A 14,542-nucleotide genomic window follows, 5' to 3' on the forward strand; every position below is an offset into this window, starting at 1 on the left:
GACCGCTGACTGATGACCTTTACCGTGCGACAGGCCCTTGCAGCTGATGCCATCGCCCTCCCCGCCATCGAGCGTTCGGCCGCCGCGCTGTTTCGACTCGACCCTTCACTGGCCTGGCTGGCGGATGCCGCTGTGCCGCAGGCTTCGGCGCATTTGCCGGCCATTGAACGGGGTGAACTGTGGGTGGCGCAAAACAACGACGGGCAACTTGCAGGTTTTTTAAGGGCGGTGACGGTCGACCAACAGTTGCACATTGAGGAACTGTCCGTCAGCCAACACTTTCAGGGCCGGGGTGTCGGTCGCAAGTTGCTGTTGGCGGCGATTGAACAGGCACGTCTGTGGCAACTTCGGGCGGTGACGCTGACGACCTTTCGCGATCTGCCGTGGAATGCGCCGTTCTATCAACGCATGGGTTTTGCGCTATTGAACGCCGAGGAAAAGGACGCGCGTCTGAACCATGTATTGCGCGATGAAATCGCTCACGGATTGCCCGGCGAGCGACGTTGCGCCATGCGCCTGATCCTCACGCCGTCGCCTTGAGATCAACCCCCAGCGCCTGGGCGAACGCCTTGACCAACGGACTGCGCACGGTGTTGTGGCGCAGGATCAAATTGAACGGCGTGACGAAGTGGATCAGTTCCGGGCACACAGCGCGAAACTGCCCGGCGGCCACCAGCGTGGCGGCGTAGTGCTGGGGCAGAAAGCCCACGAAACGCCCGGTCTTGATCAACAATGCCACCGCTTCGACCTGGGTCGCCGAGGCGGAAAAACTGTCGTAGCGGGCGAAGTTGAGCTTGTCGCGATGGATCGCGTAGCGGTGGTTGATGCACTCGTAATCCTGCAGCACGTTGCCGCCCATCTGCTCCGTCGGCATCTCGAACAACGGATGGCCGACGGCGCAGTAAGCCTGCGAGCGTTCTTCATAGAGCGGGTAATAATCGAACTCTTCGCGCTTTTGATAAACCGGGACTATTCCGGCAACTAAGCGACCTTCCACCACGCCTCTTTCCACTTCATCCAACTGGGTCGCCTGAAGTTGAAACCTTACTTTCGGGGAATGTTCATTTATCTTTCTAAGCGCGGCAACTAACGGTGAATTATCGTCGCTAATCGTATTGTCGATCACCCCCACTCCAAGATCGCCGATAAGTTCGTTCTGCGCTGAACTAAGCCGGTCACGAAAGTTGTCGACCGAAGCAAACAGATCGATCGACGCCTGATACACCAGACGCCCTTCTTCGGTCAGGTGAAACCCTTCGCGCCCCCGGGTACACAGGCGCATGCCGATGCGGATTTCCAGGTCGGAGATCTGTTTGCTGATCGCGGCCAGGCCCACATTCAGCTCGTTTTGCGCCGCGCTGAAGCCGCCGGCCTCGACCACCGCCTTGAACACCTTGAGCAGTTTGAAATCCAGTCCGCTGAGGGCCAAAGGTGCCCGGTGAGCGGTTTTGACCGGTGGGTTTCCGGAATTGGAAAGTGGGGTTTCCATAATGCTGATTTACCTCTGGCGCAATGTTCAACAATCTGTGTCCAACAACAAAAACATCGCCGGCTAATAATAATGATCACAGAAAACCAGCCTTGGCAACCGCCAGAAAATCCCGAACATCAGTGCCAACTCACTGATCGCCAAACATTAAAAGCTGACACTTCGATCAGCTCTTGTCTCTTGCAACTGCCCTCTTGAAAACTGCTTTGGCCTGATTCTGTCTGCCGCTTCTGTCCACTAATTGGCCGGCACGATTTTTCAGGGCCCAGCACACCGATTTCAGTTCGCGTTACCGACGAGGAAAACAACAAATGTCTCAAACCACCGACCGTCTCTGGGGTGCCCGTTTCAAAAGCGGCCCGTCCGCAGCCCTGGCGGCCCTGTCCCGTTGCCCCGAGCGCTATTTCCGCCTGACGCCGTACGATCTGGCCGGCTCCAAGGCCCACGCCGGGGAACTGCAACGTGCCGGCCTGCTCGACGAGCAGGAAACCCGCACGATGATCGAAGCCCTGGACGGCATCGGTGCCGATTTTGCTGCCGGGCGCACCGCCCCGACCCTGGACGACGAAGACGTTCACACCTTCATCGAGCGCCTGCTGACCGAACGCCTCGGCGCGCTGGGCGGCAAGCTGCGCGCCGGCCGTTCGCGCAACGACCAGACCGCCAACGACCTGCGCCTGTTCCTGCGTGATCACGTCCGCACCCTGGCCGTGGAAGTGCTGGCCCTGCAAACGGCGCTGGTGGATCAGGCCGAGCAGCACGTCGAAAGCATCTGCCCGGGCTTCACCCACTTGCAGCAGGCGCAACCGATCGTGTTCGCCCATCACCTGCTGGCCCACGCGCAATCGATGCTGCGCGATGTGCAACGGCTGGTGGACTGGGACGCCCGCACTTCGCTGTCGCCCCTCGGTGCTGCGGCCATGGCCGGTTCCGCGATCGCTCGCCAGCCGCAGCAGTCGGCCAAGGAAATGGGCTATGCCGGGGTCTGCGAAAACTCCATCGACGCCGTGGCCAGCCGCGATCACGTCGCCGAATTCCTGTTCATCGCCAGCATGCTCGGGATCAACATCTCGCGTCTGGCCGAAGAGTTCTGCCTGTGGTCGTCGCGCCAGTTCCGTTGGGTCGATCTGGACGACGCCTACGCCACCGGCAGCTCGATCATGCCGCAGAAGAAAAATCCCGACATCGCCGAACTGGCGCGGGGCAAGGCTGGCCGTCTGATCGGCAACCTGACCGGCCTGCTGTCGACGCTCAAATCCCTGCCGCTGTCCTACAACCGCGACCTGAGCGAAGACAAGAACGGCGTGCTCGACAGCGTCGACACCCTGCTGCTGGTGCTGCCGGCCATGGCCGGGATGGTCGCGACCATGACCGTCAACGTCGAGGAACTGCGGCGTCAGGCACCGCTGGGTTTCACCCTCGCCACCGAAGTTGCCGACTGGCTGGCGGTGCGCGGCGTGCCGTTCAAGGAAGCCCACGAAATCACCGGCGCGCTGGTGCAGGCCTGCGAGAAACACGGCATCGAACTGTGGGAAGCCTCGCCGGCGCTGCTGGCCGAGATCGACCCGCGCCTCACGGCAGACGTGCGTGACAGCCTGACCCTGGAGGCCGCCATCGCTGCCCGCAGCGGCTGGGGCGGCACCGCGCCGCAACAGGTGCGCGAGCAGATCGGCCGCCTGAAAACCGCCCTCGCCACGCAACAACAGTGGACCGAAAACTACCAGGGCTTCCGCCTCTAAGCCGAGTCCCCCTCCCACCGGGAGGGGGTTGATCGAAAAGTACAGTTCGGAGAAACACCATGAGCCAGACTCAGGCAGAACGACTCCAGGCGGAGCGCAAACTGGCGGAAAACCAGTTCGACATTACCCAGTACCAGCACGTGCCACGGCGTTATTACGGGCGGATCTTCTTCGCCACCGTGATCGTCATCGCCATCATCGGCCTGGTGCGCGCCTTCGCCGAAGGCAAGATCGAATGGTCGTACATCGGCCAGTTCCTCACCTCCGAAGCGATCATGTGGGGCCTGTTCAACACGATCATCATGGCCGTGCTGGCCATGGCGCTGGGCATCGTCTTCGGGGTGATCACCGCGATCATGCGCATGTCGGCCAACCCGATCCTGCGCTACGTGGCCGTGACCTACACCTGGCTGTTTCGCGGTACGCCGCTGATTCTGCAACTGCTGTTGTGGTTCAACCTGGCGCTGATCTTCCCCACCATCGGCATTCCCGGTCTGTTCGAACTCGACACCGTGAGCCTGATGACCCCGTTCGTGGCCGCCCTGCTCGGCTTGAGCATCAACCAGGGCGCCTACACCGCTGAAGTGGTGCGCGCCGGCCTGCTGTCCGTGGACACCGGCCAGTACGAAGCAGCCAAGTCCATCGGCATGCCGCGCTTGCAGGCACTGCGCCGGATCATCCTGCCCCAGGCCATGCGGATCATCATTCCGCCGGTCGGCAACGAATTCATCGGCATGGTGAAAATGACCTCGCTGGCGAGCGTCATCCAGTACTCGGAACTGCTCTACAACGCCCAGAACATCTACTACGCCAACGCCCGGGTCATGGAGCTGCTGATCGTCGCCGGTATCTGGTACCTGGCCACCGTCACCGTCCTGTCCTTCGGTCAAAGCCGTCTGGAGCGTCGTTTCGCTCGCGGCGCCGGCAAGCGTTCTTGAGGAGTCGAACATGAGAAACATCGTCAAGGCCGTGAGCCTGAACAAATATTACGACCAGTACCACGCGCTCAAGGACATCAACATCGAGGTCGAGCAAGGCGAAGTGCTGTGCATCATCGGCCCTTCCGGCTCGGGCAAGAGCACCCTGCTGCGCTGCGTCAACCAGTTGGAAAAGATCGACAAGGGCGGCCTGTGGGTCGACGGCGAACTGGTCGGCTACCGCGTGGTCGGGCACAAGCTGCACGAACTCAACGAGTCGCAGATCGCCCGTCAGCGCCTGGCCACCGGCATGGTGTTCCAGCGCTTCAACCTGTTTCCGCACATGACTGTGCTGCAAAACATCATCGAAGGCCCGTGCCAGGTGCTCAAGCGTTCGCCCAAGGAGGCGCACGAAGAAGCCCTGGAACTGCTGGCCCGGGTCGGCCTGGCCGACAAACGCAACAGCTACCCGATCGAACTGTCGGGCGGTCAGCAGCAAAGGGTGGCGATTGCCCGCGCGCTGGCCATGCGACCCAAGCTGATGCTGTTCGATGAACCCACTTCGGCACTCGACCCGGAACTGGTCGGTGAGGTGCTGTCGGTGATGCGCGATCTGGCGCAGACCGGCATGACCATGATCGTCGTCACCCATGAACTGGGCTTCGCCCGGGAGGTTTCCAACCGCATGGTGTTCATGGACGGCGGGCAGATCGTGGAGGCTGGAAGCCCCGAAGAAATACTAATAAGTCCGCAAAACCCGCGCACCCAAAGCTTCATTTCTGCCGTTCGAACCTGAGGCCCCTTTGGCCTTCACAACATTCATAAGAGAACGTCCATGAAGAACTTCGTCATTCCAGCAGTACTCACCTCCCTCATGTCTTGCGGTATCGCCGTGGCCGCCGAGTTGCCGGCCAGCATCAAGGAAAAAGGCGAGATCGTCGTCGCGATCATGCCCAACTATCCGCCGATGGATTTCAAGGACCCGGCCACCAACAAGCTCACCGGCCTTGACTACGACCTGGGCAACGCCCTGGCCGAACGTCTCGGGGTGAAGATCAAGTGGCAGGAAACCGGCTTCGAGCAAATGATCAACGCCCTGACCACCGACCGCGTGGACATGGTCCTGTCGGGCATGACCGACACCGCCGAGCGCCAGGCCAGCGTGACTTTCGTCGACTACTTCACCAGCGGCCCACAGTTCTACACCCTGCAGAAGAACGCGGCGACCAACGAGATCATCGACCTGTGCGGCAAGAAAGTCGGCACCAGCCGCCGCACCACGTTCCCGGCGGAAATCGCCGAGTGGAGCAAGGCCAACTGTGAAGCCGCCGGGAAACCTGCGATCAACGTGATCGGTACCGAAGGCTCGGCCGACGCCCGCGCCCAACTGCGCCAGAGCCGTATCGACGCGGCGATGCAGGGCAGCGAAACCCTGTCGTACCTCAAGACCCAGGAAAAGGACATGTACAAGACGGTCGGCCAGCCGATCTCCGTGCAGTTCACCGGGCTGGGCGTGAGCAAGAAAAAGCCTGAGCTGAGTGAAGCGGTGAAAGTGGCGCTGCAGAGCATGGTGGATGACGGCAGCTATGGCGCGATCCTGAAGAAGTGGGATCTGGAGTTGGGTGCCATTAAGACGGTGACCGTCAACGCCGGCAAGTAACGGTCAAGATCGCCTCCCCCTCACCCCAGCCCTCTCCCCCAAGGGGGCGAGGGGGAAAGGGAGCCGATTTGCGTGCTGTTCAGAACCTGAGTTCGACTCGATTTTTCAGGTCGATGCAACCCTCCAAAACACCTCAATCGGCTCCCTCTCCCTCCGGGAGAGGGCTGGGGTGAGGGAAAGCTTGTAAATACCATCGGAGCGTCACCCCCATGTCCGCCCCTCAACAACCCACCTGGCCCGACCAGCACAAAGCCTGCCTCGCCCTGGCCTTCGACCTCGACGGCCCGACCGGCGATGCCATGCTCAACAACTCGATCTGGCACAAACCCGAATACTTCGGCTTTGGCGGCTACGGCCCCTACCGCGCCCTGCCGCGCCTGCTGGATCTGCTCGACACCTTCAAGATCCCGACCACCTTCTTCGTCCCCGCCTGGGTCGTGGAAAACTGGCCGAAACAATGCCAGGCCATCGTCGAGCGCGGTCATGAAGTCGCCTACCACGGCTACAAACACGAATCCTTCTACGCCCTGACGCTGGACCAGCAGCAGGCCGTGATGAACAAGTCCCGCGACGTGTTCTGGCAATACCTGCACATCCGCGCCGAAGGTTTTCGCACCCCATCCGGCGACTGGCGCGCCGAAACCCCGGCGATGCTGGCCGACAACGGCGTCATCTATTCCAGCAGCATGCGCGGCGATGACCGCCCGTATCTGGTCAACGTCCCCGGCCATGACACGCCGCTGGTGGAAATCCCCGGCCGCTGGGAAATGGACGACTACGCCTCCCTCGCCTACACCCGCGCACCGAACTTCCCGTCCGGGCTCGACCGCACCGCCAGCTACGAACTGACCCTCGACAACTGGCAACGCGAGTACGACGGCGCGATGGACGAAGGCCTGTGCCTGACCACCCTGTTCCACCCGAAAATCACCGGCAAACCGGGGCGCATCCTGTTGCTGGAGAAACTCTTCGACCACATGCGCCAGCGCGATGACGTGTGGTTCGCCACTTGCCGCGACATCGCCCGCTGGTGGCTGAAGGAGCATCACCATGGCTGACGCTGACAACCTCTGGCCCGCCGGCAAACGCTGCGCGGTGGTGCTGACCGTCGATTACAACGACATCCACGGCATTCTCACCCAGGCCCCGGAAGTCGCCGGGCGCGACAAGACGCTGTCGGTGTGGCGCTACGGCACGCAACGCGGCGTCGAGCGTTTGCTCGGCCTGTTCAGGGAACTCGGGGTGCGCAGCAGCTGGTTCGTGCCCGGCATCGTCGCCGAGGAAAACCCGCAGCACATCGCCGCGATTCTGGCTGACGGCCATGAAATCGCCTGCGCCGGTTACCGCCATCAGAATTACGACACGCTGGATCTGGCGGCGCAGAGTGCGGAAGTCGCCAAAGGCTGCGCAGCGCTGCAAGCCTTGACCGGCGTGCGTCCGACCGGTTTCCGGATTCCCGCCGGCAACGGCGCGCCGGGATTCATTGAAGCCTTGAGAGACCACGGCATTCACTGGTCTTCCTCATGGCGCGGCGATGACCTGCCGTTCTTGCACCCGACCGCGCCCGAAGTGGTCGAGCTGCCGCTGCATTACGAACTGGAAGACGAACCTTATTTCGCCTTCAACCTGAGCCCGGCCGTGCCGCCGGCACAATCGCGGATCGCTTCCTACAGCCACACCCTGGGCAACCTGCAAATGGACTTCGCCGGATTCCACCGCTTCGGCTTGTGCTACGTGCTGCGCCTGCACCCGGAAATCATCGCCACACCGGGGCGCATCGGCGTGCTGCGCGAATTGCTGCAAGGCATTCAGCAGCATGACGACGTGTGGATCGCCACCGGCGCCGAAGTCGCGCAGTGGTGGGCGCAAACGGCGGCGCCGGTCACGCAGGATCATCCGGCGTCGGTGTATGAGCGCCATTATCGGGACTACCTCGTATGACCGAACGCATGCAGCGGCTGGCGCAGTTTTGCGTCGAGACCCGCTTTGAAGACCTGCCGCCAGCGTTGGTGGAACAGGCCAAGCGGCACATTCTCGACACCTTCGGCGCAGCGCTGGCCGGGGCTGACAGTGCGGTGGCGCTTCAGGCACGGCAGGTGTTCGGCGCCGAGCCGGGCACCGCGTTGGTCTGGGGTTCATCGTTGCGGGTCGGCGCAGGGCATGCGGCCTTGCTCAACGGCATCGCCGCCCATGCGCTGGAGCTGGACGACACCGGCGGTTGTGATCATTCCGGCGCGGTGGTGTTGCCGGCGGTGATGGCGGCTTTGTCATTGGTGGATCGGCCGGTGGACGGTCGTGAGTTCATCACCGCCGTGGTCATCGGCTACGAGATCGGCCGGCGGGTGCTGGAAGCCTGCGGCAGTTATTCGGCGCACAACGGCGCCGGCTGGCATTCAACCGCCACCTGCGGCGTGTTCGGCGCGGCGGCAGCCTGTGCGCGGGTCTTTGCGCTGGATTCGGCGCATACCGTATCGGCGCTGGGCATCGCCGGCAGTTTCAGCGGCGGGTTGTGGGCGTTCATCCATGACGGTTCGCAGAGCAAAAAACTGCACAGTGGCCGGGCGGCCGAGGGTGGTTTGCTCGCAGCGCGTTTTGCCCGTGAAGGCGTCAGTGGGCCGTCGGTGTTGTTCGAGAATGTCTGGGGTGGATTTCTCAAGACCCTGGCGCCGGGCAGCGCGCAACCGGATGCGCTGGATGCCGAATTGGGGCGTGTGTGGAAACTCGCGCGCTGTTCGATCAAACCCTATGCCGCGTGTCGTGGCACCCATTCGGCCATCGATGCACTCGGCTTGTTGCTGGAGCAATTGCAGGTCGGCGCCGATCAGGTGGAAGACATCCAGGTGAACCTGTGCGGGTTTCTGCTCGACATGTGCGGCGGCCGCGACACCCGCAGTCTGGCCGCCGCGCAAATGAGTCTGCCCTACGCCCTCGCCGCGCGAATGGTGCACGGTCATTGCCGATTGGAGGCTTACGACGAACAGCCGCGCAACGATCCGCAAATCACCCACTGGCTGACGCGCATTCGCCTTGAAGTGGATGAGCGACTGTCGGAGGATGGCGAGCCGCTGGTCATTGTTCGAACCCGCGACGGGCGTCAGGCGAGTCTGTGTGTCGAGGTTCCGCTGGGCGCGCCGGGCAATCCGTTGAGCGAGGCGGCGCTGGACGAGAAGTTTTTCAGTCTGGCGTTGCGGGTGTTGCCACGGGAAAAGGCTGACGCTCTGCTCGCTCAACTGCGGCGGCTCGAGAGGCTGGATTCGGTGGCTGGTCTGGAACGGTGGCTGATGGAATGAATGTGTCGTTTGAACTGGCCTCATCGCGAGCAGGGTCGCTCCCACATTGGTTCGAGGTGTTCACAAAAACGTTTTCCACCACGATACCTGTGGGAGCGAGCCTGCTCGCGATGCAGTCAACCCGGTCTGAAGCCAGGCACAAAAATAACTGAAATAAGGACATTTGATTTTCCGTGGCCACCTACTCGCTCGTTATTCGCCGCCTGATGATCGTCTCGCTGACCATCGTCGTCAGCCGCGCTATCACCAGTCCGTTGCTCACGCTGTTTTTGAGCAACAAGCTCGGCCTCAACCAACAGGATGTCGGGCTGTTGCTGGGCATCGCGGTGTTCATCGCTACCCTGCTTGCGCTGTACGGCGGCTACATCATCGACCGGCTCGAGAAGCGCCGGTTGCTGATTCTGGCGATGCTCTCCAGCGCCATCGGCTTCGTGCTGCTGACCTTCGCCAAAGACCTGTACCTGACGACCGCCACCCTGGTCATCACCGAAACCGCCTCTGCGCTGTTCCTGATCGGCTCCAAGGCGATCCTCAGTGAAAACCTGCCCATGGGCCAGCGGGCCAAGGCGTTTTCCCTGCGCTATACGCTGACCAACATCGGCTACGCCACCGGCCCGATGCTCGGCGTGGTAATCGCCGGGGTCTACCCGATTGCGCCGTTCCTGATTGCCGCCGGTATCGCTTTCGGCAGCATCTTCCTGATGATCGGGATTCCCAAGGATGCCAGCCCGGTCGCCGCCATCGGCCAGCCGCAAAGTTTCCTGAAAACCCTGATCACCCTGAAAAACGACCGCACGCTGATCATGTTCACCTGCGGCTGTCTGCTCAGCACCGTGGTTCACGGCCGCTTCACCCTGTACCTGTCGCAATACCTGCTGGTGGTCGAGGATTCGCAGCGGGCGTTGCAAACCATGGCCGCCCTGCTCGCCTGCAACGCCATCGCGGTGATCCTGCTGCAATACCAGATCGGTCGCTTCCTCAACCGGGAAAAACTGCGCTACTGGATCGCCGCCGGCACCAGCCTGTTCATCCTCGGCCTGATCGGCTTCAGCCTGGCCGACAGCCTGGTGACCTGGTGCATCGCGATGTTCATCTTCACCCTCGGCGAGATGATCATTTACCCGTCGGAATTCCTGTTCGTCGACACCCTGGCGCCCGAAGAACTGCGCGGCAGCTATTACGGCGCGCAGAACCTGGCGGCCCTCGGTGGTGCGCTGAGCCCGGTGATTTGCGGCTTTCTGCTGATGCATACGCCGGCGCCGACCATGTTCTACGCCCTCAGTGCACTGACGGCGATGGGCGGGTTCCTGTGTTTTATGAGTGGGCGGCGCGTGGCTTTACTTCATAAATAATGCACTGAAACTGCATTTATATGAATTTGTCAGCATCGTGATTGCTTGGCACACTGTGCGCGTTCCTCCCCCAATAGTTGGAACACTTCGAAGGACTTTCCGCGTTTACGGACAAGTCCTTTTTTTTGCCCTGAATTTCGTAAAGGATCGATTCTGCATGCTCGCTCGCTGGTTGCCCGCCGCCATCAACACCCGCCCCACCGAATGGAGCCGCGCCGCCATCGGCATGGCGCTGGGCACGTTGTTCAGCGTGTGGGCGTGCAGTCAGGTATTCGGCATTGAAGTGGCCTACCACCTGATCGGCCCGCTGGGCGCCTCGGCGGTGCTGCTGTTCGCGGTGTCCTCCGGCGCCCTCGCCCAGCCATGGTCGATCATCGGCGGCTACCTGTGCGCCGGTGTCGTCGCGTTGCTGGTGGCCCACGTGCTCGGCCGAACCCTGGGCAGTGCGTGCCTAGCGGCGGGCATGGCGCTGATCCTGATGTGCTGGCTGCGCTGCCTGCACCCGCCGGCCGGCGCCGTGGCGCTGACGATGGTGCTGGCCGACCCGCTGACCATCGCCATGGACTGGAAAGCCCTGGAACCGGTGATGCTCAGCGCCGCCTGCCTGCTGCTCGCCGCACTGGCCTACAACAACCTGACTCGCATCCGCTACCCGAAACGCCCCGCCGAACCGGCGCCGGCCATGGCACCGGTGGATATTCAGGCCATCACGGCCGAGGATCTGAAACGGGCAATGGCCGATATGGAGGCATTCATCGATGTCACGCCGGAGGATCTGGAACGGTTGATTCATGCCAGTGAGCTGCATGCCAAGCGGCGCAGCATTGGTCAGGTATTCAGCTGACCGAATCGCTCCCCGCCTCGACGATTGAAGAGACTGTGCGCGTGCGCTTGTGCGTGCTTCCGACAAAAGGCCCTTCGCCAACCTTGCCAAATGATCGGGAGTCACTAGATTTCATCTCTGTACCGCACAGAGTTGTCTGCCTTTCACTAAGAAGTCTGGCTCGCTGTAACGCCCAGTAGCGATGACATCGGAAGTCTGGCCATGGAGAAACGCTCAACGTCGTTGAGAAGCGAGCTGGCTTTGCGCTTTGATTGAACCGTTCACTTCAGAAAACACCGCATTGCCTGCGTAACCTGTTGTCCGCTCGATGCCCCGCCTGTTGCACACAGGTACATGTGTTCTTCGCCAGCTCCGTAAATCTGGTGGTTTTCGAATCCCTGATTTCGAGATCTGCGAGAGGAACGTTTCATGAGCGACCCACTGCTGCAATTGCTGCGCACGCCCCTGTTCGACCCCGGCAAGCGCCATCGTCTTTCCTTACGCGAATACATGGATCTGAACATCGATCGTATGCGCGCCATTTTAGGCGGCGGCCACATGACCAACGGCATGTGGCTGGGCCAACCCTGTCAGTCCGGTTTCCGACTGCTGCTTCAACGCGCCGCCTACCTGGGCGCTTATGACTATTCCCTGATTGCCAGCATCGTCGATCACATGATTGCCGGCGATGCCTTGCTTGCTCATGGCGATGATCGTCAGGTGCGTGACTACCGTGAAGAAATCAACCGACTGGGTGCCGTCTATGCATTTGGTTGCACGGAAATCGCCAGGGGTTCGGAAGTCGGCAATCTGCAGACCACGGTCATCCACGACTCGCAAAACCATTGCCTGATCCTTGACTCACCGTCTGCGCAAGCCTGCAAGTTCTGGATCGGCAACGCCCTGCACGCGGCCCAGGTGGTCATGGTACTGGGACGTCTGATCGTCAATGGCGTGGATGAGGGACTTCACTGGTTCCGAGTGCGCATTCGCGAGAACGAGAACGGCCCATTGCTGCCGGGTGTGCGCATTACCACCTGCGATCCGAAGGGCGGCATTCATGCCAATCAGGTTGCCGGCATCCGCTTTCGTGCAATGAAACTACCGCTGGAAGCGATGATGCAACGCTATGCCCGATTCTCGCCAGACGGCGTCTTCAGCAGCGACATCATGCGCAAGGAGCGCCTGACGTGCGCGATGCAGACATTCATTCAGGAACGCCTGTTCCTTATTGCGGCCGCTTGCGGGGCCGCCAGCCTGTGTGTCCACCTGGGGTATCGTTTCGCTTGCCATCGACTGGTCAAGAATGCCGATAACAACCAGCCACTGCTGAGCCGGGCCTTGTTTCGACAACGGTTGTATCTCGAGCAACTCAAGGTCCTGGCCCTGAAGCTGCTGGAACAGGCGGTCCTGGCCCGGTTCGAGGGAATGTGGAGCCAGCCGAAAAAGCGCACCGAGCTGCATATTCTCGCCGCCATCGCCAAAAGCGTCGGCACCTGGCTGGGGCTGGACGTCATCCGGGCAACCCGGCAGCTCTGTGGGTCCCAGGGGTTTCACCATGACAATCAGATCGTCACCTTGTGCATGGATCACGAGATCAGCACCACGTTCGCCGGTGATAACAGCATCCTGTGTGCTCAGGTCGCCAGGGACGCCATTACCCGACCACGGTTTGCCTCCCATAACATCGCCCAGCGCATCGAGTCGCTCATCGTTGATCAATGCCGCACCAGTGCTGACTTTTCCCACCGCCAGGCTGTGGCACTCACCTACGCCCGCGCGCTGGACCTGATACTGGTCGAAGGCGAACGCGACCGGCTCGTTTCGCCCGCAACGCTTCAGGACATGCTCCATGTCTTTTCCCCGGTGTTGCACCCTTGGGGGCTGTCGGTCGCTGGCGACGAACTGGAACTGCACGCGACGCAAGCCCGGCTCGGCGAGATCGACGATCTGCTCAAGCCACCGCCGGAGCTGGTCAGCGCCCCAATCGACAAACCCGATTACGCGGAGCGTTTCACGGCTGCACTCTATGAGGACGCGTGAGCATGGCCATTCATTCCTTTCCGGACTTCTCTGACCGCTACACCATCCAGAACCCCTATCCGGCGTATGCGTACCTGAGAAATCATCAACCGGTCTATTGGTGCGATCACTTGCATGCCTGGTTTCTGACCCGCTATGGCGATGTCCATGCCGCCCAGGCCGATACCCGCCGTTACTCCTCGAACCGTATGCGGCAACTGGTGGACACCCGCGTATCGAAAGAACAACGCGAGCAGTTGAACGTCTTCGTCCGCCTGGCCTCGCAATGGATGTATTCCCAGGATGGAGACGCGCACAAGGCCAGTCGTCAGTTGCTGGGCAAGGCATTCACACCTCGCGCCATTGAGTCGTTGCGCCAGATCATTCAGGACATCACCGATCGAGAACTGTCCGGCCTGCAAGGCCAGGTCGACCTCAAGGCCAGCCTTTTCGACCGGATTCCCGCGCTGATCCTCGCCGAGCTATACGGCATCGATCGCGAAGATGCCCTGAAACTGCGGCGCTGGACGAGGGACATCGTGATGTTTGTGGGCGGCAGCCACGATCCCGACTATGGGCCTGAACAGGCGCTGGCAGGGATTGAAGAAATGTACGCCTACTTTGCCGACCTCATTGAAAAGCGCCGCCGCCAGCCCCGGGACGATCTGGTCAGTCGGGTGCTTGAGTCGAGTCTGGAAAGTGCGGCAAGCGATGACGAGGTACTGGCGCAGATTGTCTTCATTCTGGTTGCCGGTTACACCACCAGCGCTGACCAACTCTGTATCGGCCTGCTGCACTTGCTCGAACACCCTGCGCAGCATGCGGCCCTCAAAGACGATCCGGCCCTGGTAAACCTGGCCGTGGAGGAAATGCTGCGTTTCGATGCCGCCGGTTCCTTGAGCCATCGAGTGCTGACCGAAGACGTCACGATCGAAGGCGTCACGATGAAGGCAGGAGACCTGGTCTATCTGATACGAGCCTCCGCCAACCGCGATCCTGCGAAATTCACTGACCCTGACACCTTCGATATCCGTCGAGCTGACCATGACCATCTGGCATTTGGCCGTGGACAGCACTTCTGCATGGGCACGGCGCTGTTCCGCCTGGAGGCCGAGATCGTTTTTACGTCCCTGCTCAAGCGCTTTCCCGATTTGGGTCTTGTCGTGGACAGCCCTGCGACCTGGCGCAACAGCAACCTTCAATTCCGGGGTTTGAAGGCACTTCCGATCAATCTTGGCAAAGGAGTCTGA

Annotated in this window: 13 protein-coding genes; 12 read left to right on the top strand and 1 reads right to left on the bottom strand. The window is 61.3% G+C overall.

Annotated elements, in window-relative coordinates; all coding sequences use genetic code 11:
* The first annotated feature begins 12 nt into the window (after nucleotides 1–12).
* Nucleotides 13–540, top strand: coding sequence for a GNAT family N-acetyltransferase (locus PDR5_RS15305; RefSeq protein ID WP_064596808.1), 528 nt, complete (start codon nucleotides 13–15; stop codon nucleotides 538–540).
* On the opposite strand, the gene PDR5_RS15310 is transcribed toward PDR5_RS15305, so the two are convergent.
* On the bottom strand, nucleotides 524–1,489 hold the full coding sequence (locus PDR5_RS15310) for a LysR family transcriptional regulator (protein WP_064596810.1): 966 nt from the start codon (nucleotides 1,487–1,489) through the stop codon (nucleotides 524–526). The genes PDR5_RS15305 and PDR5_RS15310 overlap by 17 nt on opposite strands.
* A 311-nt stretch (nucleotides 1,490–1,800) precedes the next feature.
* Here PDR5_RS15310 and argH point away from each other — a divergent pair, with 311 nt between their 5' ends.
* From argH to PDR5_RS15365, 11 genes are all read left to right on the top strand, one after another.
* Nucleotides 1,801–3,228, top strand: coding sequence for an argininosuccinate lyase (gene argH / locus PDR5_RS15315; protein ID WP_064596813.1), 1,428 nt, complete (start codon nucleotides 1,801–1,803; stop codon nucleotides 3,226–3,228).
* Between the two features lie 59 nt (nucleotides 3,229–3,287).
* Nucleotides 3,288–4,166 (top strand): amino acid ABC transporter permease, encoded by an 879-nt coding sequence (locus PDR5_RS15320; RefSeq protein WP_011334265.1) that lies wholly within the window; start codon nucleotides 3,288–3,290, stop codon nucleotides 4,164–4,166.
* Between the two features lie 10 nt (nucleotides 4,167–4,176).
* On the top strand, nucleotides 4,177–4,941 hold the full coding sequence (locus PDR5_RS15325; protein ID WP_039768627.1) for an amino acid ABC transporter ATP-binding protein: 765 nt from the start codon (nucleotides 4,177–4,179) through the stop codon (nucleotides 4,939–4,941).
* A 39-nt stretch (nucleotides 4,942–4,980) separates the two neighbouring features.
* Complete coding sequence (locus PDR5_RS15330) at nucleotides 4,981–5,805, top strand: ABC transporter substrate-binding protein (protein ID WP_064596815.1); 825 nt, start codon at nucleotides 4,981–4,983, stop codon at nucleotides 5,803–5,805.
* Between the two features lie 209 nt (nucleotides 5,806–6,014).
* On the top strand, nucleotides 6,015–6,863 hold the full coding sequence (locus PDR5_RS15335) for a polysaccharide deacetylase family protein (protein ID WP_064596817.1): 849 nt from the start codon (nucleotides 6,015–6,017) through the stop codon (nucleotides 6,861–6,863).
* Nucleotides 6,856–7,746 (top strand): polysaccharide deacetylase family protein, encoded by an 891-nt coding sequence (locus PDR5_RS15340; RefSeq protein WP_064596819.1) that lies wholly within the window; start codon nucleotides 6,856–6,858, stop codon nucleotides 7,744–7,746. The genes PDR5_RS15335 and PDR5_RS15340 overlap by 8 nt, the downstream gene beginning before the upstream one ends.
* Nucleotides 7,743–9,095, top strand: coding sequence for an MmgE/PrpD family protein (locus tag PDR5_RS15345; RefSeq protein ID WP_064596821.1), 1,353 nt, complete (start codon nucleotides 7,743–7,745; stop codon nucleotides 9,093–9,095). Before PDR5_RS15340 ends, PDR5_RS15345 begins: the two co-directional genes overlap by 4 nt.
* Nucleotides 9,096–9,268: 173 nt before the next feature.
* The gene (locus PDR5_RS15350; RefSeq protein ID WP_064596823.1) at nucleotides 9,269–10,447 is read left to right on the top strand and encodes an MFS transporter; all 1,179 of its coding nucleotides are present in this window, start codon (nucleotides 9,269–9,271) and stop codon (nucleotides 10,445–10,447) included.
* Nucleotides 10,448–10,604: 157 nt separating this feature from the next.
* The gene (locus PDR5_RS15355) at nucleotides 10,605–11,291 is read left to right on the top strand and encodes an HPP family protein (protein ID WP_064596825.1); all 687 of its coding nucleotides are present in this window, start codon (nucleotides 10,605–10,607) and stop codon (nucleotides 11,289–11,291) included.
* Between the two features lie 408 nt (nucleotides 11,292–11,699).
* Nucleotides 11,700–13,313: an acyl-CoA dehydrogenase family protein gene (locus PDR5_RS15360; RefSeq protein WP_064596827.1), complete on the top strand. Its 1,614-nt coding sequence runs from the start codon at nucleotides 11,700–11,702 to the stop codon at nucleotides 13,311–13,313.
* A gap of 2 nt (nucleotides 13,314–13,315) precedes the next feature.
* Nucleotides 13,316–14,542, top strand: coding sequence for a cytochrome P450 (locus PDR5_RS15365; protein WP_064596829.1), 1,227 nt, complete (start codon nucleotides 13,316–13,318; stop codon nucleotides 14,540–14,542).

Source organism: Pseudomonas sp. DR 5-09, from assembly GCF_001655595.1.
GTDB classification, from domain to species: domain Bacteria; phylum Pseudomonadota; class Gammaproteobacteria; order Pseudomonadales; family Pseudomonadaceae; genus Aquipseudomonas; species Aquipseudomonas pharyngis.